This window comes from Actinomadura sp. NPDC048032, from assembly GCF_040653175.1.
GTDB lineage: Bacteria > Actinomycetota > Actinomycetes > Streptosporangiales > Streptosporangiaceae > Spirillospora > Spirillospora verrucosospora.
Genome location: NZ_JBEZJP010000098.1, coordinates 1 through 22,647, shown reverse-complemented (window position 1 = coordinate 22,647; position 22,647 = coordinate 1). Strand labels below are relative to the sequence as shown.

Here is a 22,647-nt window from a genome sequence, read left to right as displayed (position 1 = left end):
GTCCGACCGGCCGCCAGCCGGGCGGACTACACCGCCGAACGCGCCTCGCTCATCGTGCGGCAGGGGCTGTGCGCCTGCGCCGCTCCGGACCCGGCCCGCGCCGCCCTGGCCGCCGCCCGCGCCTCCCGCGCCGACGCCCTCGACAGCTGGCTGGCCTCCCTCCTGGCCTCCGCGCCGTCCGCGGAGGGGGTGGCGCTCGTCGCGGTCGGGAGCCACGCCCGCCGCGAGCTGACGCCCGGCGGCGACCTCGACCTCGTCCTGCTGCACCGCGGCCTGGCCGGCGTCGCGGAGATCGCCGACCGCGTCTGGTACCCGATCTGGGACTCCGGGCAGCGGCTCGACCACTCCGTCCGCACCGTTGCCGAAGCCCAGACCGTGGCGCGAGGCGACATGAAGGCCGCCCTCGGCCTTCTGTCGGCGCGCCGCATCGCCGGAGACAGCGCCCTCGTCGACGAGCTGCGCGCCGCCGTCCTCGCCGACTGGCGCGCGGACGCGCCCACCCGGCTGGCGGAGCTGTCGGCGATGTGCCGCGAGCGCTGGGAGACCCACGGCGAACTGGCGTTCCTGCTCGAACCCGACCTGAAAGAGGCCCACGGCGGGCTGCGGGACGTTCACGTCATGCACGCCGTCGCCGCGTCCTGGGTGGCCTCCGCCCCGGACGCCCGGGTTCGCGCCGCCCACGACCTCCTCCTCGACATCCGGCACGCGCTCCACCAGGTCACCGGCCGCTCCACCGACCGCCTCGTCCTCCAGGAGCAGGAGGCCGTGGCCCGCACCCTCGGTCTCCCGGACGCCGACGTCCTGCAGCGCTCGATCGTCGAGGCCGCCCGCACCGTCACCTACGGGGCGTCCCACCTGTGGCGCCGCGTCGACAACTTCACCAGGGCCAAGCACCGGCAGCCTCCCGGTGTCCCGCAGACCGCTGGCCGGCGCGGTGTGGAGCGCAGGCCGGTCGGGGACGGCGCCGTCGAGCACGAGGGGGAGGTCGTCCTCGCGCGGAACGCCGATCTGAACGACCCGGCCCTCATCCTGCGCGTCGCCGCCGCCGCCGCCCAGACGGGCCTGCCCCTCGCTCCCGCCACGGTCGCCCGCCTCGCCGAGCACGCCGCCCTCCCGCCCGTCCCCTGGCCCGCCGAGGCCCGCGACGCGCTCGTCTCCCTGCTCGGCGCCGGTCCCCCCGCCATCGCCGTCTGGGAGGCCCTCGACCAGGCCGGGCTGATCGTCCGGCTGCTGCCCGACTGGGAGCGCGTCCGCAACCGCCCGCAACGCAACCCCGTCCACCGCTTCACCGTCGACCGCCACCTCGTCGAGACCGCCGCCGGCGCCGCCGCCCTGACCCGCGAGGTGGCCCGCCCCGACCTGCTCCTGATCGGCGCCCTCCTGCACGACATCGGCAAGGGCGGGCCGGGCGACCACTCCACCTCCGGCGCCGTCATCGCCCGCGACATCGGCGCCCGCCTCGGCCTCCCGGAGGACGACGTCCGCGTCCTCGAAACGCTCGTCCGCCACCACCTGCTGCTCCCCGAGACCGCGACCCGCCGCGACATCGACGACCCGGTGACCGTCCAGACCGTCACCGCCGCCGTGTCCGGGGCGCCCGGTCGCGAGCGCGAGGTCGTCGACCTCCTCGCCGCCCTCGCCGTCGCCGATGGCGGCGCCACCGGCCCCGCCGCCTGGGGCGCCTGGAAGGCCGGCCTCGTCGCCGAACTCGCCCGCCGCGCCGCCGCCGTGCTCTCCGGCGGCACGCCCCCGCCCGCTCCCGCGCTCACCGCCGACCACCTCGCCCTGGCCCGCCACGACGGCGCCGCCGTCCGCGTGACGGGCTCCCGGATCACCATCGCCGCCCCCGACCGTCCGGGACTGCTCTGGCGCGCCGCCGGCGTCCTCGCCCTGCACCGCCTGGCCGTCAAGACCGCGCGCGTGATCTCCTCCCCGGCGGCCTCGCCGGCCCAGACGGCGGTCCTGGACTTCACGGCCGTCCCCGAGTACGGGACCCCGCCGGACCCGGCCGGTCTGGAGGCGGACCTGCGCAGGATGCTCGCCGGGCGCCTCGACGTGGCCGAGCGCCTCGAACGGCGGGCGCGGTCGGTCCGGATCCGGCCCGGCGTCACGGTGCCGCCCCCGCGCGTCATGATCGTGGACGACGCGTCGCGGACCGCCACCGTCGTCGAGGTCCGGGCGCACGACCGCCCCGGACTGCTGTGGCGCGTCGGGCAGGCGCTCGGATCCTGCGGCCTGCAGGTCCGCGCGGCCCAGGTCGACACCCTCGGCGCCGAGGCCGTGGACGTCTTCTACGTGGTCGACGACCACGGCCGCCCGCTCGACGATCCCGACGCTCTGGCCGCCGTCCGGGCCCGGGTTCTGAGAACCCTCCACTGAACGGGTTTCCGGAGGGGGCAGGGCTCGCCCGGTGACCCGATACGCTGATAGGCGATCCCAGAAGCTTTCCAAGGACGGTCCAGACACGTGTTCGAGACGCTCTCCGACCGGTTGACGACGGTCTTCTCGTCGCTGCGCAGCAAGGGCCGGCTCTCCGAGGCCGACATCAACGCGACGGCCCGCGAGATCCGGATCGCGCTCCTCGAGGCCGACGTCGCGCTCCCCGTGGTCAAGGACTTCATCGCGCAGATCAAGGAGCGGGCGCAGGGCTCGGAGGTCTCGCAGGCGCTGAACCCGGCGCAGCAGGTCGTCAAGATCGTCAACGAGGAGCTCATCACCATCCTCGGTGGCGAGACCCGGCGGATCCGGCTGGCCAAGACCCCGCCGACCGTGATCATGCTCGCGGGCCTGCAGGGCGCCGGCAAGACCACCCTCGCCGGCAAGCTGGCCCGCTGGCTGAAGCAGGAGGGCCACACGCCGATGCTGGTGGCGGCCGACCTCCAGCGTCCCAACGCCGTCCAGCAGCTCCAGGTCGTCGGCGAGCGGGCCGGGGTCCCGGTGTTCGCGCCCGAGCCGGGCAGCGGCGTCGGCGACCCCGTCGACGTGGCGCGCCGCTCGATCGACCAGGCCCGGCACGCCCAGCACGACGTCGTCGTCATCGACACCGCCGGCCGCCTCGGCATCGACGCCGAGATGATGCAGCAGGCCATCGACATCCGCGACGCCGTCCAGCCCGACGACATCCTGTTCGTCGTCGACGCCATGGTCGGCCAGGACGCGGTCAACACCGCCCAGGCCTTCATGGACGGTGTCGGCTTCGACGGCGTCGTCCTCACCAAGCTCGACGGCGACGCGCGCGGCGGCGCGGCCCTGTCCGTCCGGCACATCACCGGACGCCCCATCATGTTCGCCTCCACGGGCGAGAAGCTCGAGGACTTCAGCGTCTTCCACCCGGACCGCATGGCGGGCCGGATCCTCGACATGGGCGACATCCTCACCCTGATCGAGCAGGCCGAGCAGGCGTTCGACGCCGAGCAGGCCGAGAAGATGTCCAGCAAGTTCGCCTCGGGCGAGGACTTCACGCTCGAGGACTTCCTCGAGCAGATGATGATGATCCGCAAGCTGGGCCCGATCGGGAACCTGCTCGGGATGATGCCGGGCATGGGCCAGGTCCGCGACCAGATCAGCCAGATCGACGACCGGGACCTGGACCGCATCGCCGCGATCATCCGCTCGATGACCCCGCAGGAGCGCGCCCAGCCGAAGATCATCAACGGCTCGCGGCGGGCCCGCATCGCCAAGGGCTCCGGCGTCGGCGTCGGCGAGGTCAGCAGCCTGGTCACCCGGTTCTTCGACGCGCAGAAGATGATGCGCCAGATGGCCGGCGGCATGGGCCTGCCCGGCATGCCCGGCGGCCGCCGCAAGGCGGCCAAGGCGGCGAAGGCGGCCAAGAACAAGAAGGGCAAGCAGCGCAGCGGCGACCCCCGCAAGCGCGCCGCGGGCAAGCCCTCCCAGGAGCAGGCCCCCGCGGCCGAGGGCATGCCGAAGGGCCTCCCGCCCGGCCTCGGTGGCGGCCAGCTCCCGCCCGGCCTGGGCGGCGGCCAGCTCCCGCCCGGCTTCCAGATGCCCGACCTGAACAAGCTCCAGAGCCGCAAAAAGAAATAGCCCGTCCCCGAAGGCCCCGCCGCAGACACAACCCCCTGCGGCGGGGCCCTCAAGCCTCCGCCGCCCCCGCCCAGCGCACAGCCCCACCACCACGCCAAGCCAAAGAGGCTGACGCCCAAGCCGCACGCCCGGCCCACGCCACCCAGACCCGCCCCACAACCCACGAACAGCCCCCGGCTGATACGCCGCCGTGACGCGTGGAAATTCGCAGCGTGGTCGCCCACAAGATGAAACAAAGATCTACCGAAGAACGCACCCCGGCACTCCCGGAATCTAGCCAGGGACGCTCGTCCCAATGCCCGTCTCTCCCACAGCAGCCTTCCTGGAGCCTGGCCCGGGGTGTTCGTCCCGCTGCGCGGCTCTCGCGCAGCGGCCGTTCCTGAGCGCCTGACCAGAGACGTTCTTTTAGGGCCTGGCCTGGGACGCTCCTTCCGGGGGGCCTGGCCCGGGTACTTGTTGGGAGCGCGGCTCTCGCTCAGCGGCCCTCCTTGGGGGCCTGACCAGGGGCGCTTTCCTGGTGCGCGGGCTCGCAACCGCGGCCTGACCTGCTTGGCGGTGGTGGACGCGTTGATGTGCGGCGTCCGGAGTCGGTCACCTGGTGGGGCGCGCGGGGGCGTTGAGAAGGGGTGTGGCTTGCGGGCGGCCTGGGCATCGAGGCGGAGGGGCGACACCCGGGCGGCGCGATTGCGCTTTCGCGGCGAACGTCTGGCAGAATGACAGGCTGGAAACCCGGAATCGCGAGGCGCCCTCTCTCGTCCTGCGCGGCCGGAGTCCATCGGGCGGCCGCGAGCCGGTGTTCCCCACCTGGCGCGGGCCCGCCCATCCAGTGATGAAGTTGGAGTACACCACACCCGTGGCAGTCAAGATCAAGCTCAAGCGTCTGGGGAAGATCCGGAACCCGCAGTACCGGATCGTCGTCGCCGACGCCCGCACCAAGCGGGACGGGCGGGCCATCGAGGAGATCGGGCTCTACCAGCCCAAGCAGGAGCCCTCGCTCATCAAGATCGACTCTGAGCGTGCGCAGTACTGGCTGGGTGTCGGCGCGCAGCCGACCGAGCCCGTGCTCAACCTGCTGAAGATCACCGGCGACTGGCAGAAGTTCAAGGGCGAGCCGGGCGCCGAGGGCACCCTCAAGGTCGCCGAGCCGAAGGCCGACAAGAAGGCCGCGTTCGAGGCCGCCGTCAAGGAGTCGCTGGGCGACGACGAGGCCGCCGGCACCGCGACCCGCGGCAAGAAGAAGGCCGAGCCGAAGAAGACCGAGGCGAAGGCCACCGAGACCGACGAAGCCAAGAGCGAGGGCTGACGTGCTCGAAGAAGCGCTCGAGCACCTGGTCCGCGGGATCGTCGAGAACCCGGACGACGTCCGGGTTCGCGCCCGCAGGATCAGGGGCGGCCGGGTCCTGGAGGTGCGCGTGCACCCCGAGGACCTCGGGAAGGTCATCGGCCGAAGCGGTCGCACCGCCAAGGCCCTTCGCACGGTGATCAGCGCCCTCTCCGGAGGCCGTTACGTGCGTGTCGACCTGCTCGACGTCAACGAGGTCCGCTGAGTGGTGTCCCGATGAGCGAACCGCTCGTGGTGGGACGGATCGGACGGCCGCACGGGATTCGCGGTGAGGTCGCCGTCGACGTCCGCACGGACGAGCCGGAGTCCCGGTTCGCCCCGGGCACGGCGATCGCCACCGACCCCGTCACCGTCGGTCCGCTCACCATCGAGCGGAAACGCTGGCATTCGGGACGCCTGCTCGTGCGCTTCGCCGGGGTCGGCGACCGCGACGCCGCGGAGGAACTGCGCGGCACGTGGCTCGTCGTCGACCCCGGTGACATCACCACGTCCGCCGACCCGGACGACTTCCACGACCAGGAACTGCTCGGACTCGCCGTGGTCACCACGGACGGGGCCGAGGTCGGCCAGGTCGCGGACGTCCTGCACCACGGCCAGGATCTCCTGGTCGTACGCGGGGCCGGGGGCGAGAAGCTGGTCCCGTTCGTGGCCGCGCTCGTCCCCGAGGTGGACGTTCCCGGGGGGCGGCTCGTCATCGATCCGCCCCCCGGACTGCTCGACGAATCATGAGACTCGACATAGTCACGATCTTCCCCGAGTACTTCGCCCCCCTGGACATCTCCCTCCTGGGCAAGGCCCGGCGCGCCGGTCTGCTGGAGGTCCGCGTCCACGACCTGCGCGAATGGACTCATGACCGGCACCGCACCGTCGACGACACCCCCTACGGCGGCGGTCCCGGCATGGTCATGAAGCCCGACCCCTGGGGCGAGGCCCTCGACGCCCTGGTGCCCCGCGTTTCGGGCGCCCTGCCGGGGACGACCGCGCCCCAGCCGGGCGGCGGTGCTCCTTCCACTCCGCCCGTGTTGGGCGAGACGCCCCCGGGTGAGCCGGGAAACGCCTCCAGCGCGACATCTTCCAGCGGTGCGACCGACGCCGGTTCGCACGGCGGGGGAGACCCGTCCGCAAGAGGCCGACTCGCTCCAGGCCAGCCGGGAGCATCCGAACCGGCTTCCCCGGACGCATTCGGGCTGCAGCCCGGCGTGTACAGGGCTGAAACCGCTCACGCTTCCGCGACTGACCCGTCTGCGAAGCCGGAGGCGGGCTCACTCGGCGCGTCGAGAACGGGTTCGCCAGGCATCGCCGGAGCGGGCGCGCCTCCCGCGCCCGGTCTGGAATCGGCCGGTGGGCCGGAAGCCGAGACGTCCGCCGCCGCCGGGGCGGTGCCGCGGCTGATCATTCCGACGCCGAGCGGGCGGCCGTTCACGCAGGCGGACGCGGTGCGGTACGCGGCGGAACCGTGGCTGATCTTCGCCTGCGGCCGCTACGAGGGCATCGACTCCCGGGTCGCCGAGGAGGCACGCACTCGCATGCCGGTGGACGAGGTCAGCCTCGGCGACTTCGTCCTCGCCGGCGGGGAGGTCGCCGTCCTCGTCATGGTGGAGGCGATCGGCCGCCTTCTGCCCGGCGTCCTCGGCAACGCCGACTCCGTCGCCGACGACTCCTTCGCCCCAGGAGCGATGGAGTCGCTCCTCGAAGGGCCCGTCTACACCAAGCCCCCCGTCTGGCGGGAGCGGCCTGTTCCGGACATTCTTCTCTCGGGACACCATGGTGCGATCGCCCGCTGGCGGCGCGACGAGGCGCTGCGCCGGACGGCCCGCCACCGCCCCGAACTGCTCTCCCGCCTCGCGCCGGAGGCTCTCGACAAGCACGACCGCGCCGTGCTGCGCGAGGCCGGTTTTCCGGTTGACGGCGAAGATATGGCAGACTAAGGCGTCCGTGCGTCCATACCGCACGGCACCCCAAGACCACTTTCCGCGGCGCGACGCCCCCACGAAAGACCCACCGGGGCCTCTCGACGCCCGCGTTCGACCACGAGGAACCGCTGCGATGCACACCCTGATCCAGGAGATCGAGAAGGCCGCGATGCGCGCCGACGTCCCGGACTTCCGTCCGGGCGACACGCTGAAGGTGCACGTGCGCGTCACGGAGGGCAACCGGAGCCGAATCCAGGTCTTCCAGGGCGTGGTGATCCGGCGGCAGGGCGGCGGCGCCCGCGAGACCTTCACCGTCCGGAAGGTCAGCTACAGCGTCGGCGTCGAGCGGACGTTCCCGCTGAACAGCCCCTCGATCGACAAGATCGAGGTCGTCACCCGCGGCGACGTGCGCCGCGCCAAGCTCTACTACCTGCGCAACCTGCGCGGCAAGGCCGCGCGCATCAAGGAGAAGCGCGAGCACTGAGCCGATGGACCACGATGCCCCGGGAACCGGCGACGGTGCCCGGGGCGTTGCCCGTTCTGGACGGAGATGATCGGCTTGGCCGTCGGCGACACGCCCACGCGCGGCGTCCCATGGGCATCGCGCCGCTAGGCTTTCGCTCTGATGACTGACGAGGACGATCGGAGAGACGTGCGATCCGAAGCCGAGGGCGCGGTGCCCGAAGAGAAGGAGCCCGTGGACTCGGCCGATGAAACGGCCGACGACTCCGATGAAGACGGCAAGCGAAAGAAGAAGCAGGGCTCCTTCTGGAAAGAGCTTCCCGTCCTCATCGTGGTCGCCGTCGTGTTGGCCCTCGTCATCAAGGCGTTCGCGGTCCAGGCGTTCTACATCCCGTCCGGCTCCATGGAGAACACCCTCCAGGTCGGCGACCGCGTCCTGGTCAACAAGATCGTTTACCACACCCGGGACATCGCCCGCGGTGACGTCATCGTCTTCAACGGCCTCGACTCCTGGGACCCCGAGGTCCAGGTCAACGAGCCCAGCAATCCCGTCTCCAAGGCCCTGCGCGCCGTCGGCACCGCCTTCGGCGTCGCGCCCAACGAGAAGGACTACATCAAGCGCGTCATCGGCATCCCCGGCGACCACGTCAAGTGCTGCGACGCGCAAGGCCGCGTCACCGTCAACGGGGTCCCCCTGGACGAGAAGTCCTACATCTTCACCGACCCGATCACCCATGAGCAGAACAAGCCCTCCAACGACCCCTTCGACGTCACTGTGAAGCCGGGTCAGCTCTGGGTGATGGGCGACCACCGCGAACTGTCCTACGACTCGCGCTCCCACCGCGGCGACCCGGGCGGCGGCACCATCCCGATCGACCGCGTCATCGGCCGCGCCTTCGTCATCGTCTGGCCTCTGGACCGCCTGGGCACCCTCCCGATCCCGGCCACCTTCAAGCAACCCGCCCTGGAAAAGGCCGGCGCAGCCGCTCTCCCTGCTGCCCCCTACGCCCTGGGCATCCTCTGCTCCCTGCCTCTCGCCTACCTCAGACGCCGCCACCACTACAAACCCTGACAAAACCCCGGCATCAATCACCCCCTGTCCGCTCAAGCCGGTCGGGGCCGCTGATGGCGATGCTGCGGTGGCTGGACCAGCAACCCCTTCAGGCTGCCGGGCCCTTTACCGCCCATGTCCCTCAGCCTGACCGGGTGGGGATGGTGCGCCATTGGGGCGGAGAGAACGCGGGGGCTGCTCTCTGACTTGGGTGGTTTCCGGTGTGGTGCGGCATACGGCAGTAAGCGTGGCGTTCGGGGAGCGGCCGGGGCTCGGTGGGACGTACGCTGCGGAGCATGAACGGTCGTCCACTCCGCTTCACGCCGCGCCGGGACGCAGGACTGTTCGCGTACGAGCGGGCTCTCGCCCACGCGGGCTTCAGTCCTGTCGCCGGCGTCGATGAGGCGGGTCGGGGGGCCTGCGCGGGGCCGATGGTCGTCGGCGCGGTGATCCTCCAAGGCGGACGAGGGAAGATCGACGGCCTCACGGATTCCAAGCTGCTCACACCGGCGCGCCGGGAGCGGCTGTACGCGGAGATCACCGAGCGCGCGTACGCGTGGAGCGCGATCGTCATCCCGTGCCATGACATCGACCGGTTGGGCCTGCACCGGTGCAACATCACCGGGATGCGGCGGGCGCTGGCCGCCCTCGACAAGCGGCCCGCCTACGTGATCAGCGACGGGTTCGCGGTGCCGGGGCTGGACGTGCCCGGCCTCCCCATGATCAAAGGCGACCAGGTCGCGGCCTGCGTCGCGGCGGCCTCCATCATCGCCAAGGTCACCAGGGACCGGATCATGGTGGAGCTCCATGAGCGGTATCCCGAGTACGGCTTCGATGTTCACAAGGGCTACGTGACCCGTGCGCACGGCAGGGCGCTGGAAGTGCACGGTCCGTGTCCTGAGCATCGTTTCTCCTACGTCAATGTCGGGCGTGCCTTGCGCAACAATGGAGAGGTGGTCCTGGAGGAGGAGACCGAGGGGGAGCTCCCCGATGAGGACCGCACGGAAGGGGCACGAGCGTGAGCGCGGAGGATCTCGAGAAGTACGAGACCGAGATGGAGTTGCAGCTCTATCGCGAGTACCGCGACGTCCTCGGGCTGTTCAGCTACGTCGTCGAGACCGAGCGGCGGTTCTACCTCACGAACTCGGTCGACCTCCAGGTGCGCAGCGTCGACAACGGCGAGGTCTTCTTCGAGGTCACCATGCAGGACGCGTGGGTCTGGGACATGTACCGCCCGGCCCGCTTCGTCAAGAACGTTCGAGTCGTGACGTTCAAGGACGTCAACGTCGAGGAGTTGGCGAAGAGCGAGTTCGAACTCCCCGCCGAGCAGTAGCCACCCACAAGCACGACCGCTTCCGCTGAGTTGGTGATCGCTGGAGCAAGAGGGCCGCCCTCGTCCACCCAGGTCGACCCCTCACCGTGCGATCGCCGACCCCTCTCGGAGACATCGCCGCGAGTGGGAACGGCCGACCCCCCGGCGGGTCTTGACCCACGAAAAGCCGTTGCCTGGCCGCCCTGCCATAACAAGTCGCGCAAGCACCCCTTCCGCTTCCCGAGACCGCCCCAGACGCGGCCGCCGTCCGCCACCGCCGTCACCCCCGCCACCGGCGAGGCCGCCGAGGTCGCCAGCATCGCCGAAGTCGCCAGCATCGCCGAAGTCGTCGACACCGTCGAGGTCGTCGACACCGTCGAGGTCGTCGACATCACCGAGGTCGCCGACATCACCGACATCACCGAGGTCGCCGATACCGCCGACATCACCGAGGTCGCCGATACCGCCGATACCGCCGATACCGCCGATACCGCCGATACCGCCGATACCGCCGAGGCTGTCGATACTGCCGAGGTCGTCGACAGCGCCGACGCGGCCGAGGCTGTCGATACTGGCGAGGCCGTCAATACCGCCGCCACCGGCGAGGCCGCCAGGGTCCTCGATACCGCCGCCACCGGCGAGGCGGTGAGGGTCGTCGACAGCGCTGACAGCGACTGCACCCCGGGCACTGCGGCGGCTGGTTGGTTAGGAGCCGGAGTTGCGGGTCCGCCTGTTGCCGACCCGACGTCGCCGGTGACCGTCGCGAGCATGCTGGCGGGGGACCGCACCACCACGCCCTTGTCGCCGTGCAGGCGTTTTGTGCCTTTCGCTGAGGCGCGGCGCGGGAGGCGCTTCAGGGGATTTGGTCTTCGCTGAAGGGTGGAGGCAACGCGGCCGGAGGTCAGAGTCATCGGGGCTCCAGCGGATGGTCGTTTCCGATGCGGGGAAGGTCGGGAGGGTCGACCGCCTGTGTGGGCGGCGGGCTGTTCGACCTGCCGGACTTCGTCAGGCGCCAGCCGGCGGACGTGCGCTCTATGAATCCGCCTGCGGCGAGCAGGCCGAGCTTGGCGTTGACGGTGTTCAGGTCAACACCCGCCTTGACGGCGAGCTGGGCGGGTCCGGCCGCGCCGCGGGCTGGGAACGCCTCCAGGACGGAGCGGGTGACCCGTTCCAGACGGTCGCGAGGCAGGACGGGGGTGGCCGGCGGCGGGGCCAGATCGGTGCCGATGCGGCCGACGGCCTCCACGATCTCCTCGGGGCGGGTCACGAGGGTGGCGCCCTCCTCGCGAAGAAGACGGTGGCAGCCGATCGAGGAACGAGAGGTGATCGGGCCCGGCACCGCCATGACCACACGGCCGAGTTTGGCCGCCCAGCCGGCCGTATTGAGGGCGCCGCTGCGTGCCTCCGCCTCGACGACGACGGTGCCCCGGGAGAGGGCCGCGATCACCCGGTTGCGGACGAGGAAGCGGAGGCGGTGCGGGTGGGTGCCCGGCGGTGACTCGCTCACGAGAAGAGAGCGCCGTGCCATCTCGGCGAAGAGCCCCTCGTTGGACGCCGGGTAGGGGACGTCCACGCCGTTCGCCAGGACCGCGACGGTCGGGCCGTCGGCGGCCAGGGAGCCGCGGTGGGCCGCCGCGTCGATGCCGAGGGCGCCGCCGGAGATCACTGACCAGCCCTGGTCGGCGAGTTCGGAGGCGAAGTCGGCGGCGGCGCGCAGCCCGTAGGGGGACGCGGCGCGGGAACCGACGATGGCGACCGAACGCAGGCAGCTGTACCGCAGGTCGCCGGGGCCGTGCAGCCACAGGGCGTACGGGCGGCCGGCGCCGAGATCGTCGAGGGTCGTCGGCCATTCGGGGTCTCCCGGGCAGATTTCCCCGGAAGGTCTGAGCGTGTTGCGTAAGACCGTCCTAAGTTGTCCTGATGTCTTCTGCTGGCGGGGTGTCAGATGTTGTTGGTGATGGGGAAGCAGGGCAGTGGGACGTCTACTGGACCACCCGTGGTGTGGAGATTCCCCGCGGGCGATTCGCGCTCCTGGATGCCTGGGCGGATATCGATGCTCGCGAGCGGACACTATCGATCGAGCCGGGTACCCCAATCCTGATTAACCCGCGAGGCCGGGTTGATCCCTTGCTGTCGCGCTTCATGCGACGTTCGCGGTTTTCCCGGCTCGCACACGACACCAGGGTTTCGTATGTGAAGGACTATCGGCTGTTCTTTTCGTATCTGTGGACGCGAGGCAAGAACTGGGATGAGGCGGACGCCGAAGACATCGATGACTACGAGGCTTGGCGGCGTCGATCGAAAGACAACCCGCGGCGGATCTCTGGCGCCAAGTGGGATCGAGAGTTGGCAGCGTTCCTACTGCTTTACAAGTGGGCAGTGGCCAACGGCCACATGGCTACGAGCCCGGTCACGATGCACACGACCCGGACCCGGGACGGTTCGATAGTTGAGGTCCCGGCGAACCGGGCGAAGGACGTACGCGTGGCGAACGTCAAGTGGTACACCCCCCGCACTTTGAGACTCTGGCGTGATGTAGGGCTGCGCGGTTACAGCCCGGACGGGCTGCCGGAGCAGGGCTGGCGCGGTCGCAATGATGGGCGGAACTCCGCGTTCGCGGACTTGCTGATCGAAAGCGGGTTGCGGCTGCGGGAGGGTGGTTGCTTGCTCACGCTGGAGGTTCCCGACGCGGTGCTGGGGCACTCCTACTACGAGGGGACGGTTGCGGCGGCGATTGCCAAGCGGCGTGAGCGGATGTTCTACGTGCACGCTGACGCACTCAAAGCTGTGGAGGCATACACAGTCTCCACCAGGCGGGCTGCGATCCGCAGAGCGCAACTCAGGGGCGCCTATGACCGGCTGCGCGGCAAGCTGGTCGTCACAAAGATCTCGGGCGGGCGCCGGCGACTGCTCAGCTGGGAAGACTCGCTGGGCAACCGCAGTGAGGCTCCGGTCAACGCGATCGACGCTGGTGACCGGGCTCGGCTGTTCATCGTGGGTGAGAACGGACTGGAGCCGCTGCAGCTGTGGTTGACCGAAGGCGGCTTGCCGATGGCCTATGAATCTTGGGAGAAGGTGTTCGACGCGGCCAACGAGCGCTGCGCCCGCTATGGCCTGGCGATTCAGGTCACACCTCATATCTGCCGGCACTCGTTCGCGTTGAAGATGTTGATCACCTTGAAGCGCGGTCTGGACTTGCGTTACGGCCTGGATCCCGATGAGCGCACGCATCTGCGGAAGGTCTACGGCGAGGTGTTTCCCCTGGTTAAGGACCTGCTCGGTCATAAGAGCGAGACCACGACGCGCATGATCTACCTAGAGCCCCTCAACGGGATTCGGCTGGCGATGATCCTTGATGGCACCGAGGATTTGAGTCAGGTGTTCACCAAGGTTGCCGCCTCCAGTCGGCTGGTCATCGACGTCGAGCCCGACGGCTGGGAGGGCTAGTGGCCGGGCGCCACAGCCGGAAGGCGGCTTTGCCGCCTAGCGGATTCACGCGGCCGCCTTCGCTGAGTTCCGACGGCCTGACTGTCACCGTGTTCGAGGAGGATGGAGCGGTTGCGGGCGTCTGTGACTTCACCCGCACGGCGAGCGGCAGGGTGATGCCGGGCAGCGTCGCACTACGCAAGGCGTTCGCCGCCGCGTTTGACCGCAAGAGCGGCCCGAGCGGTGGGTGGCGGTCCATTGAGACTTGCCGCAATGCCCACAAGGCGCTCTTCCACTTCCTGAAGTTCGTCTCCGAGCAGGAGACGCCACCTCAAGTCCCGCAGGAGATCACCGCGGCCCTCTGGAACACATGGCGCCTTCAGATGCCTGCCACCGCGGGGGGACGTGAGCAGTTGCGGGCGCTCCGGACCCTCATGCCGTTGGTCGCAGGCGTTCCCCCCGAGACTCTCAAGGCCGTTGACCGGCGCATCACGTCTGTTCCGCCCAGCACACCGCCTTCCTACTCGCACGCCGAGTTCGAGCGGATCAGAGCAGACGCGGCAACGATCTTTCACACTGCCTTGGTGCGGATCCGCACCAACCGTGAGCACCTGCGGCGGTGGTATGCCGGCCTGATCCCCGAGGACAGTCCAGAGTGGGTGTTGGGTGAGGCTCTGCACTACATCCTCACGACCGGGGATGCCGCCCGCCGCAGGGAACGGACGCGGACCTTGACCAGCAGACATCAGCGCGCACTCGGCGGGGCCGCGCCGAACGCGAGCTGGGGACGGCTCTATCTCGCTCGCAGGGAGATCTTCGCTGCGGCCGTGCTGTTGGTGGCCAGCGAAGGCTGGAACAAGGCACCGCTGGACAAGATGCTGATTCCGGACCACGATCCGGCAGCCGGGGATGAGGATTTCGACATCCACATGGTGGAGATCGACAAGCGGCGACGACCGGTACGTTTGCGTTACACCACCAACAACCTGCTGGATTCGGGCCCCGGCTCGCCCGGCCGGCTGATGGGGCAGGTGATCGAGGCGACCGAGCTCGCCCGTGAGTGCCTGCGGCTGCAGGGCGAGCCAACTCGACGATTGCTGGTCTGGCGTCGGCAGGCCGCCCGAGACATGTTCGCGATCGGGTTGCCGAAGAACCCGGGGGCCTGCGGGCAAGACACGGTCAGCTTGAGGCGGTTGCGCCGCACGGTCCAGGTTCTGATCCGCAAGGAGCCAGCTCAGAACACCCAGGACACCCACGACGACGTCTACGTCCATGGTGATCCACAACTGCGTGGCGAGGTCCAGGACACAATCGCTCAAGGCCTCACCGACGCGGTCGACCACGCCCGCGCCATCGTGAAGATGCGGATGGTGCTCGGCGATGACGCCGACGAACTGGTCGAGCTGTCTGATGACCCTGAGCTGGCCAGAGCGATCGCTGCGGGTGAGCTCGACACCGCCACCGCATCTTGCACCGACCTGACCAACAGCCCGCATACCGAGCCCGGACTGCCTTGCACCGCCTCGTTCCTGCTCTGCCTGGCCTGCCCTAACGCCGTCGCGACTCGCCGGCATCTGCCACGGCTGGCCTACTTGCATCACACGCTCAGCGACCTGCGAGCTGTGGTGGACAGCGCGGTCTGGGAGCAGGACTGGCGCGAGCACTTCCAGCGTCTGGACGCGCTGCGCCAGACCCATGTGACCCACGCCGATTGGGCTGCCGAGCGAGCCAAGGCCACCGAGCGAGATCGGGGACTGGTCGACCGGATGCTGGCCCGAAAACTGGAAGCGCAGTGAGCACGCCGTCGGGTCTTCCCGCAGCCGGATGGCCGATCGCCGACGACGCCCCGTTCGTCACTGGCGGCCACATCCCGGACGGAATCGACGCTGACACCTTGTCGCGCTTCGGAGCCCGACAGTGGAACCTGTCCCGATTGGACAGCCACGCCCACGCCCACGCCGTCACGATCACCTGGGATCAGTTTGAGGATCCGGCGATGTGCTTGTCGATCCGCAGGGCCAGCTGGTGCCTGGTCAACCTGCCCACTCCCGAGCAGCTTCTGGAACGCAAGGGGACCAACAGGGTGGCCTGGCCGAGCGCCAGGACGATCTACAACCACTTCGCTAACCTGCGAGAATTCGCTAACTGGCTAACCAGCAACGGCATCGGCACGCTGGCCGAGGTGACGGTCGAGGACCTGGATCGCTACGCAGTGCGCCTCAGCACCCAGGGGACCGCCAAGACGACGTATGCGCTCTATGCCATCACGCTGCTTTGGGGATACTCCCCGCACCTGCCGCCGCAGGACCGGATCCCAATGCCTCCATGGGAGGCCGGCGACCTCGACGACTACTTGCCCGGACGCTCCGACAGCAACGAAAACAGCACCCCACCGATCCATCCTGCGGTGATGTCACCCTTGCTGATCTGGGCGTTGCGGTTCGTGGAGGACTTCTCCGGCGACATCATCGCGGCATGGCAGGAACGTCAGCGGCTGGTGTCGCGGACCTGTGAGGAGTGGTCGGAAGGGGCACGGCTGCGGATCGAGGGGTTCGTCCAAGAGAGCATCACAAGCAACCGGCCATTGCCTGGAGCGCACTACCACGGCCGCCACGGTGTCGCCGACACCTACCTGGCTGGGATGCTCGAGGTCAGTCCCCGCCAGGTCCACCGGGTCCTCGAAGGCTGCCGGGACCAGATCACCATCAGTGACCACGCCCCCTTGAACACGCCGATCCACGGCCAACTGCATGAACGGGCATGGATCCCTGCAATCGACTTCCACGAAGCGCCGAGGTTGATGCGGCATCTGTCGGCGGCGAGCCTGATCGTCATTGCCTATCTGTCGGGGATGCGGATTGCTGAAGTGCTCGCGCTCCAGGTCGGCTGTTGCCCCGAGCCCGTCCCCGACGATGGCGGCGGCACCGCCGTTCGTTACGAAATCTATGGGAACGTCCTCAAGGGAGTGCGGGAGGAGCAAGGTCGGCGCATTCCCGATGGCAAGCCGCGCGACCTTCCCTGGACGGTGATCCCGCCGGTGGTCCGTGCCATCCGCGTGCTGGAGCTGATCACCGAGGGCGACGCCCTGTTCCCGCTGAAGACCACGTGGACCAACATCTCCGACCTCAACGAGAGACCACGCCGCAAACGGACCGGGCTCCTGCTGAGCGCCATCGCTGCCAGGCAACGTGTCCACCGCTTCATCGAGTATGCCAACCGGCTCGCCAACGAGCACGGACTGGCCCACGAGCACATTCCCGACGACCCGGACGGCCGCGTCACCCCCAAACGCTTCCGCAGGACAATCGCCTGGCACATCGCTCGCCTGCCCGGCGGACGCATCGCCCTGGCCATCCAATACGGGCACCTTCGGGCCTCGACTGTTTCAGAGGGTTACAGCGGTCGAGCCCGCCACGGTGTCCGGCGGGTCCTGGACCTCGAAACCGCCCGGGCCATGGCCGACTACCTCGACAACCTCGCCGAACGAATCAGATCCGGCGAAGGTATCTCCGGGCCGGCCGCCCGGCGGATGTTCAAGGCAACCAAGGACGCCGCAGTGCGATTCGAGGGTCTGTATTTGACCCCCAAACAAGCGGACGCACTGCTAGACGAGCCGCAGTTCCACATCTACGACAACCCAGAAGCCTTCTTGACCTGCAACTACGACCCAACTCGGGCCCTCTGCCATCCTCACCAGGCTGGCCGCGGCCAACGGAACCGGCCACCCGCCATCAACCGATGCGACCCTGCCTGCGCCAACATCGCCCGCACCGACATCCACATCGCCGGACTCCGCACCGAGATCCGTCAGCTCCAGGAAGAGATCACCGACCCGCTGACACCCACCCCGCTGCGCGAACGCCTCAAGCAACGAAGCCAGATGCTGGAAAAAATCGCGAGCCGCCACGAGCACACCCGGATCACTAAGCAGAGCCCACAGCAACAGGATCACCAGTGACCGACACCGACGAACGGGCCGCCATCACTGCCGCGATGCAGCGGCTGCTCGCTGGGAAGCCCCTGCGATCCTCAGGAGAACTCACCATCGTCGCCCTCGCCGCCGAGGCGGATCTGAAACGCAACAAGCTCACACACAAGCACACAGATCTCAAGGATCTCTTCTATGCCGAGGTCAGAGCCCGAGATGGCATACCCGACGGGGAGCGAAAACTCCGCGAGGAACTCGCCGTGCTTCGAGCCCAGATCCAAGATCTATGTCAGGAACGAGACGACTACCGCAGGGCCAGCGAAGTCTTTGCCCGGGCGATCAACGTGCTCACCATCGAGAACGACCAGCTTCGCATGGCCCTGGACAAACAGTCCCCAACCGCCCTTCGCCTTCTCCGCTCCCTCGACTGACCACGGCACCGCGGAAAAGCAAGAACTTCCTCCCACGGCTTCGGCGTGTCACCAGCATCCTCTAACTCGACCTAGGTAGAGTTAGGGCCATGTCGCAGCCCTTCCGAGTGACTCCACCCTTGCTTGACGTGCTGGAAGTGTTCATCCAGGCGCACAACGAAAACAGGGATGACCTGCACGGTTGGCCGATCGCGAAAGCGACCAAGCGGTCAGGGCCAACGGTCTACGGCGTCCTGGAACGCCTTCTTGATGCCGGCTGGATCAGTGGGCGGTGGGAGGACGAGATTCCACAGCCCAACAGGCCACGACGGCGCTACTACCGACTCACGGCAGAGGGCCTGCCCGCGGCCAGGCAACTCCTTGCAGAACGACGACCTCACAGCACCCCGGCAAAGCGCGCGTCACGTCCGGGATTCGCGTTCAGGATCTGGCGCACTGCTCTGCAGGGAGGTCGATGACCATGAGCGCCATCGTGTTCGCCGTCATCTCCGGCCTTGTGATCAACGAGTGCTCAGACCTCTCACCCTGGCTGGCGGACAAACTCGTGCGATGGTCGGCTCGCCTTCGTTGCGATGACCCCGCGGCAGCCGAAGCGCTGGGCGAAGAGCTTGCCGCCTTCGTCAACGAGCGTCCAGGCAAGCTTCTCAAACTGCTTACCTCCGTTGGCTTCGTCGGCACAGGTCTTGCCCGCCGAATCGATCGTCGCAGACCCGTCGAGTCGTTCACGGGCCAACCACTCACCTGGGGAGACCATCTCCAGGGCTTCTGCCTGGCGACCAGCCTTTCCTGCGTCGTGATGGTCTCTCACGGAGTCCTCGCTATCGCGATATGGCTGGCCGCATTCAATGCGATAGCGTTGGTCTCGAATCGGATCAAGAAGTTCCAAGCTCGCGGGCAAGTCTCGAAGCTTCAGCGGCCGTATGATCTGGGCCTGGTCTTTTTCCTTGTCCCGGGCACTTACATCTGGTGCTTCATCGTCACGATCCTCACGACGATGAACATAGCGACTGGCCATCACTCTTGGCTGAGCTGGCTGGGGTTGCTCGCGAACGTCATGCTCCTGCAAGCGCCGTTTAGCTGGCGCATCATGGTCCGAGCGGGCGCACAGACAAACAGGTTGCAGAGTGGAAACGCACCGGAATCACACACATAGTTGCGATCTGGGATCGAGACGGCCTTACCCTCGGTCCGAGGGCCCCATGGCAACTCTCACGGCAGAGTGAGCCACAAGAACTCCAACAAGGTGTCCCTGCCGACGCAACACTTCCTGGAGCAACACAACGACCTTCCGGGGAAATAGTGGAGGCGGCCGCGGAACCGTGCGCAGACGGCCATGTCCTGGTCGGGCTCCGCTGCGATGAGCCGGATCCGCCAGTTGTCCAGACGCCGGACCTCCTGAGGGGTGGCCGACATGCCCTGGGGGAGCCGGGTGGTCCGGATGGCCTCCAGCGCGCCCTCGGGGCCGCAGTGGTCGATCATCCGGTTGAGGAAGTCGTCGCCGGGTTCCGCGACCGCGGTCAGGGTGGCGCGGGCGGTTCGCTCGTCGCTCATTGGCGCCCCGCGGACCAGAGGGTGAGCGCGCCGCCGACGTCGTCCGGCCCGGGCTCGTCGTGGCCTGCCAGGTCGGCGATGGTCCAGGCCACCCGGAGGATCCGGTCGAGGCCGCGCGCGCTGAGCGTGCCGCGTTGGAGGGCTTCGTCGGCGCCGTGCATCGCCTCCTGAGGTGGCGTGAAGCGGCGGCGCAGTTCCGGGCCGGGGACCTCGGAGTTGGACCGCCATGGGGTGCCGGCCAGGCGTCTCATCGTCCGTTCGCGGGCCAGCATGACCCGTTCGGCCACCACCTTGCTCGACTCGGCGAACTCCAGGTCGTAGCGGAGTTCGGCGCGGCTGGCCGGGGTGAGCTCCAGTTTGAGGTCGATGCGGTCGAGCAGCGGGCCGGACACCCGGCTGGCGTACTTGCGGCGGACCCCTGGGGCGCAGGAGCAGTCGATCTGTTTCGCCGCGGCGCACGGGCACGGATTCGCCGCGAGGACCAGGGTGAACCGGGCGGGGAAGTGGGCGATGCCCTCGATGCGGCTGATTCGCACCTCGCCTTCTTCGAGCGGTTGCCGCAGGGCGTCGAGTGTCCCGGCGATGAACTCCGGCGCCTCGTCCAGAAAGAGGATTCCTCGGTGGGCCAGGGAGACCGCGCCCGGTTGGAGCACGCGGCCCGAGCCTCCGCCGACCATCGAGGCGCGGGAGGCCGTGTGGTGCGGTGCGTAGAACGGGGGTTGCGTGATCAAGGGCTGGCCTGGCCGGAGGGTTCCGGCGACGGAGTGGATCGCGGTGACCTCCAGGGCGACCTCCGGTTCGAGGGGCGGCATCAGCGTCGGGAGCCGCTCCGCGAGCATCGTCTTCCCGCAGCCCGGCGGGCCGGCGAAGAACAGGTGGTGCCCTCCCGCGGCGCTGATCTCCAGGGCGCGGCGGGCCTCGGCCTGACCCCGGACATCGGCCAGATCCAGATCGGGCGGGATGTCCTGTTGCCGAAGGCCGAAGCCTTTGGGAGGTGAGGGGGAGTCCTCCTCTTCCTCCTCGAAAGGCGGTGGCTCGTCGCGCAGTAAGCACAGCAGCCCGCGGAGCGTGCTCGCGGGCACCACCTTCGTGTCAGGGACGAGTTCGGCCTCCTCGGCGTTGGCGCGCGGCACGACGACCGTGCGGTACCCGCCGTTCACGGCGGCCAGCACCGCGGGCAGAACGCCTTGGGCGGGGCGTACGCGCCCGTCCAGGCCCAGCTCGCCGATCAGCACCATCTCCGCGCAGCTGCGCGGAGGGACCACCTCGGCCGCCCCGAGTAGCGCTATCGCGATGGCCAGATCGAAGGTCGCTCCTTTCTTCGGCATGCTCGCCGGGAACAGCGAGACGGTGACGTGGCGGTTGGGCCAGTCCTCGCCGGAGTTGAAGATCGCCGCCCTGACCCGGTCGCGGGCCTCGCTGAGGGCCGTGTCCGGGAGGCCGACGAGGTGCAGGCCCGGGACGCCGCTGGTGATGGCCGCCTCGACGTCCACGACGAACCCGTCCACGCCGACGAGGGAGACCGAGCGGGTTCTGGCCAGCGTCATCTAGCACACCTCCTTCAGATGATCGATCGCGAAGTCGTCGCCGTCGCCGATCAGGCCGAGCGCGTCCACCCGCATGGGGGCGCCGCTGACGCCGTGCGCTGCGGCCCACCGCCAGGCCAGCCGCCGTAACCGGGCGGCCTTGTCGACGGTGATCGCGTCGAAGGGATCACCGAAGCGGGCCGACCGGCGGGTCTTCACCTCGCACACGACGTGCCGTCGCCCGTCATGGGCGATGATGTCCAGTTCCCCTTCGGGGCACCGCCAGTTTCGGTCGAGGATCGTCCAGCCGAGTCCGGTCAGGTACCGGACGGCGGCGTCCTCGCCGCGGCGGCCGAGGTTGATGTGGGCAGTCATGGGCCTCACCTCCGGACTTCGACAGTGCCGGAGTCTCGCGGAACGTAGTCAAAGAACGACGTTCTGTGGATAACGCGGGGGAGCTTCCGGGTGATTCGCTCGAAACCGGGGTTCGGTGCTTGCTTCGGACGGGGCCTTGCCGCAGCGTGACGCCTGTGACCAACGCGCTGGAGGACGCCGTCGCCGAGTTCGGCCGTCACCTGCGCTCCGAGCGAGACGTCTCGCCCCATACCCTGCGGGCTTATCTCGGGGATCTCGCGGACTTCTGCGCTTACGCCGCCCTTGCCGACCTGACGGAGCCGACCGAACTTGATGTCTCGGTGCTGCGGGCATGGCTCGCCCGTCAGCATGCGCTTGGCCGATCCCGGGCGACCCTTGCCCGACGGACGGCGGCAGTACGCGCGTTCACCCGCCATCTGCACCGGCGGCGGCTTCTTGAAAACGACCCCGGTTTGCTACTGGGCACGCCTAAACGACGGCGTGATCTGCCTACCGTCCTCACCCAGGACGATGCGGCGCATCTTCTGGACACAGTGGATGCCGAAGGGCCCATGGGGCTTCGTGACCTGGCCGTCCTAGAGGTTCTCTATGGCACGGGAGTCCGTGTGAGCGAACTGTGCGGGCTCGATGTCGACGACCTGGACACCGGGCGCAGGACCGTTCGAGTGCTGGGTAAAGGCGGACGTGAGCGCACGGTTCCTCTAGGAGAGCCCGCCGTCCGCGCCGTTCAGGATTGGCTGCGCGCCGGACGACCGGAGCTCGTGACCCGGAACAGCGGCCCCGCCCTCTTCCTTGGGGCACGCGGAGGCCGCTTGCATCCCACGAGCGCCCGGCGAATCGTCCACACGCGGATCTCGGAGGTAGGGCAGATTCCCGACCTCGCTCCGCACGGCCTACGGCACTCGGCCGCCACCCACCTCCTCGAAGGCGGCGCCGATCTGCGCAGCGTGCAAGAGATCCTCGGTCACGCGTCCTTGCAGACGACCCAGATCTACACGCACGTATCAGCCGAACGCCTGAAGCAAGTCCACAGCCAAGCCCACCCCCGCGGCTCCCGCTCCGACTAGCAACAAGAGCAGGCGGCGCACTGCGTCCTACGAGCTGCCTGAGCCCGGACCGGCTCCCCCCGGAGCAGGGCCATTTACCTACGGGCCGCCTAGCGCGCCGCCGCCCGGAACGGGCCGACGATAGCGCCACCGGCCAGTTCCGGGCGAGCCCGGGAGCTGGACGGGGCGAGCAGGCCCCTGCCCGGCGGCGCTCGCCGCCCGGCTGCGCCGGCGTGCCCA

General features: G+C 69.0%; 21 protein-coding genes and 2 pseudogenes. 19 read left to right on the top strand and 4 right to left on the bottom strand.

What is annotated here, in order from left to right; genetic code table 11:
- Positions 1–54: 54 nt before the first annotated feature.
- The 12 genes and pseudogenes from AB0C69_RS15950 (at position 55) to AB0C69_RS15895 (ending at position 11,000) form a co-directional block, all read left to right on the top strand.
- The gene (locus AB0C69_RS15950) at positions 55–2,379 is read left to right on the top strand and encodes a [protein-PII] uridylyltransferase (protein WP_360353999.1); all 2,325 of its coding nucleotides are present in this window, start codon (positions 55–57) and stop codon (positions 2,377–2,379) included.
- An 87-nt stretch (positions 2,380–2,466) separates the two neighbouring features.
- A complete protein-coding gene (gene ffh / locus AB0C69_RS15945; protein ID WP_345174992.1) occupies positions 2,467–4,044 on the top strand; it encodes a signal recognition particle protein in 1,578 nt (525 codons plus the stop codon).
- A gap of 853 nt (positions 4,045–4,897) precedes the next feature.
- A complete protein-coding gene (gene rpsP, locus AB0C69_RS15940; protein WP_345174994.1) occupies positions 4,898–5,347 on the top strand; it encodes a 30S ribosomal protein S16 in 450 nt (149 codons plus the stop codon).
- Position 5,348: 1 nt separating this feature from the next.
- Positions 5,349–5,591, top strand: coding sequence for an RNA-binding protein (locus AB0C69_RS15935; protein ID WP_021598307.1), 243 nt, complete (start codon positions 5,349–5,351; stop codon positions 5,589–5,591).
- Positions 5,592–5,602: 11 nt separating this feature from the next.
- The gene (gene rimM / locus AB0C69_RS15930; protein ID WP_360353994.1) at positions 5,603–6,115 is read left to right on the top strand and encodes a ribosome maturation factor RimM; all 513 of its coding nucleotides are present in this window, start codon (positions 5,603–5,605) and stop codon (positions 6,113–6,115) included.
- Positions 6,112–6,324 (top strand): annotated as a pseudogene (locus AB0C69_RS15925) (tRNA (guanosine(37)-N1)-methyltransferase TrmD); the annotation flags it as partial. The gene rimM and the pseudogene AB0C69_RS15925, both read left to right, overlap by 4 nt.
- 444 nt (positions 6,325–6,768) lie before the next feature.
- Positions 6,769–7,314 (top strand): annotated as a pseudogene (locus AB0C69_RS15920) (tRNA (guanosine(37)-N1)-methyltransferase TrmD); the annotation flags it as partial.
- Positions 7,315–7,432: 118 nt separating this feature from the next.
- On the top strand, positions 7,433–7,783 hold the full coding sequence (gene rplS / locus AB0C69_RS15915; protein WP_149257798.1) for a 50S ribosomal protein L19: 351 nt from the start codon (positions 7,433–7,435) through the stop codon (positions 7,781–7,783).
- A gap of 168 nt (positions 7,784–7,951) precedes the next feature.
- Positions 7,952–8,833 carry a signal peptidase I gene (lepB, locus tag AB0C69_RS15910; RefSeq protein WP_360353992.1) on the top strand — a complete coding sequence of 294 codons (882 nt, stop codon included), beginning with the start codon at positions 7,952–7,954 and terminating at the stop codon, positions 8,831–8,833.
- Positions 8,834–9,108: 275 nt separating this feature from the next.
- Positions 9,109–9,834: a ribonuclease HII gene (locus AB0C69_RS15905; RefSeq protein ID WP_345175000.1), complete on the top strand. Its 726-nt coding sequence runs from the start codon at positions 9,109–9,111 to the stop codon at positions 9,832–9,834.
- Positions 9,831–10,145 carry a DUF2469 domain-containing protein gene (locus AB0C69_RS15900; RefSeq protein WP_185023091.1) on the top strand — a complete coding sequence of 105 codons (315 nt, stop codon included), beginning with the start codon at positions 9,831–9,833 and terminating at the stop codon, positions 10,143–10,145. The genes AB0C69_RS15905 and AB0C69_RS15900 overlap by 4 nt, the downstream gene beginning before the upstream one ends.
- A gap of 123 nt (positions 10,146–10,268) precedes the next feature.
- Positions 10,269–11,000: a hypothetical protein gene (locus AB0C69_RS15895; RefSeq protein ID WP_360353989.1), complete on the top strand. Its 732-nt coding sequence runs from the start codon at positions 10,269–10,271 to the stop codon at positions 10,998–11,000.
- 31 nt (positions 11,001–11,031) lie between these two features.
- Here the strand turns inward: AB0C69_RS15895 and dprA are convergent, their stop codons facing one another.
- A complete protein-coding gene (gene dprA, locus AB0C69_RS15890) occupies positions 11,032–11,994 on the bottom strand; it encodes a DNA-processing protein DprA (protein ID WP_360353997.1) in 963 nt (320 codons plus the stop codon).
- Between the two features lie 50 nt (positions 11,995–12,044).
- On the opposite strand from dprA, the gene AB0C69_RS15885 reads away from it, so the two are divergent.
- The 6 genes from AB0C69_RS15885 to AB0C69_RS15860 all read left to right on the top strand — a co-directional run bounded on the left by AB0C69_RS15885 (position 12,045) and on the right by AB0C69_RS15860 (position 19,062).
- Positions 12,045–13,571 carry a site-specific integrase gene (locus AB0C69_RS15885; RefSeq protein ID WP_360353987.1) on the top strand — a complete coding sequence of 509 codons (1,527 nt, stop codon included), beginning with the start codon at positions 12,045–12,047 and terminating at the stop codon, positions 13,569–13,571.
- Between the two features lie 89 nt (positions 13,572–13,660).
- Entirely contained in the window at positions 13,661–15,346 is a 1,686-nt protein-coding gene (locus AB0C69_RS15880; protein WP_360353985.1) for a hypothetical protein, read from the top strand.
- On the top strand, positions 15,343–17,508 hold the full coding sequence (locus AB0C69_RS15875) for a hypothetical protein (protein WP_360353983.1): 2,166 nt from the start codon (positions 15,343–15,345) through the stop codon (positions 17,506–17,508). The genes AB0C69_RS15880 and AB0C69_RS15875 overlap by 4 nt, the downstream gene beginning before the upstream one ends.
- Positions 17,505–17,909 carry a hypothetical protein gene (locus AB0C69_RS15870; RefSeq protein WP_360353981.1) on the top strand — a complete coding sequence of 135 codons (405 nt, stop codon included), beginning with the start codon at positions 17,505–17,507 and terminating at the stop codon, positions 17,907–17,909. The genes AB0C69_RS15875 and AB0C69_RS15870 overlap by 4 nt, the downstream gene beginning before the upstream one ends.
- 89 nt (positions 17,910–17,998) lie before the next feature.
- Positions 17,999–18,367: a helix-turn-helix transcriptional regulator gene (locus tag AB0C69_RS15865; protein ID WP_360353979.1), complete on the top strand. Its 369-nt coding sequence runs from the start codon at positions 17,999–18,001 to the stop codon at positions 18,365–18,367.
- A gap of 2 nt (positions 18,368–18,369) precedes the next feature.
- On the top strand, positions 18,370–19,062 hold the full coding sequence (locus tag AB0C69_RS15860) for a hypothetical protein (protein WP_360353977.1): 693 nt from the start codon (positions 18,370–18,372) through the stop codon (positions 19,060–19,062).
- A gap of 56 nt (positions 19,063–19,118) precedes the next feature.
- On the opposite strand, the gene AB0C69_RS15855 is transcribed toward AB0C69_RS15860, so the two are convergent.
- From AB0C69_RS15855 to AB0C69_RS15845, 3 genes are read right to left on the bottom strand one after another with little or no spacing between them, the layout of a single operon-like run.
- Positions 19,119–19,460 carry a hypothetical protein gene (locus AB0C69_RS15855; protein ID WP_360353975.1) on the bottom strand — a complete coding sequence of 114 codons (342 nt, stop codon included), beginning with the start codon at positions 19,458–19,460 and terminating at the stop codon, positions 19,119–19,121.
- Positions 19,457–21,007 (bottom strand): YifB family Mg chelatase-like AAA ATPase, encoded by a 1,551-nt coding sequence (locus tag AB0C69_RS15850; protein ID WP_345175009.1) that lies wholly within the window; start codon positions 21,005–21,007, stop codon positions 19,457–19,459. Before AB0C69_RS15850 ends, AB0C69_RS15855 begins: the two co-directional genes overlap by 4 nt.
- Positions 21,008–21,361: a YraN family protein gene (locus tag AB0C69_RS15845; protein WP_345175011.1), complete on the bottom strand. Its 354-nt coding sequence runs from the start codon at positions 21,359–21,361 to the stop codon at positions 21,008–21,010.
- Between the two features lie 155 nt (positions 21,362–21,516).
- Here AB0C69_RS15845 and AB0C69_RS15840 point away from each other — a divergent pair, with 155 nt between their 5' ends.
- Entirely contained in the window at positions 21,517–22,428 is a 912-nt protein-coding gene (locus AB0C69_RS15840; RefSeq protein WP_360353972.1) for a tyrosine recombinase XerC, read from the top strand.
- Positions 22,429–22,647 lie beyond the last annotated feature (219 nt).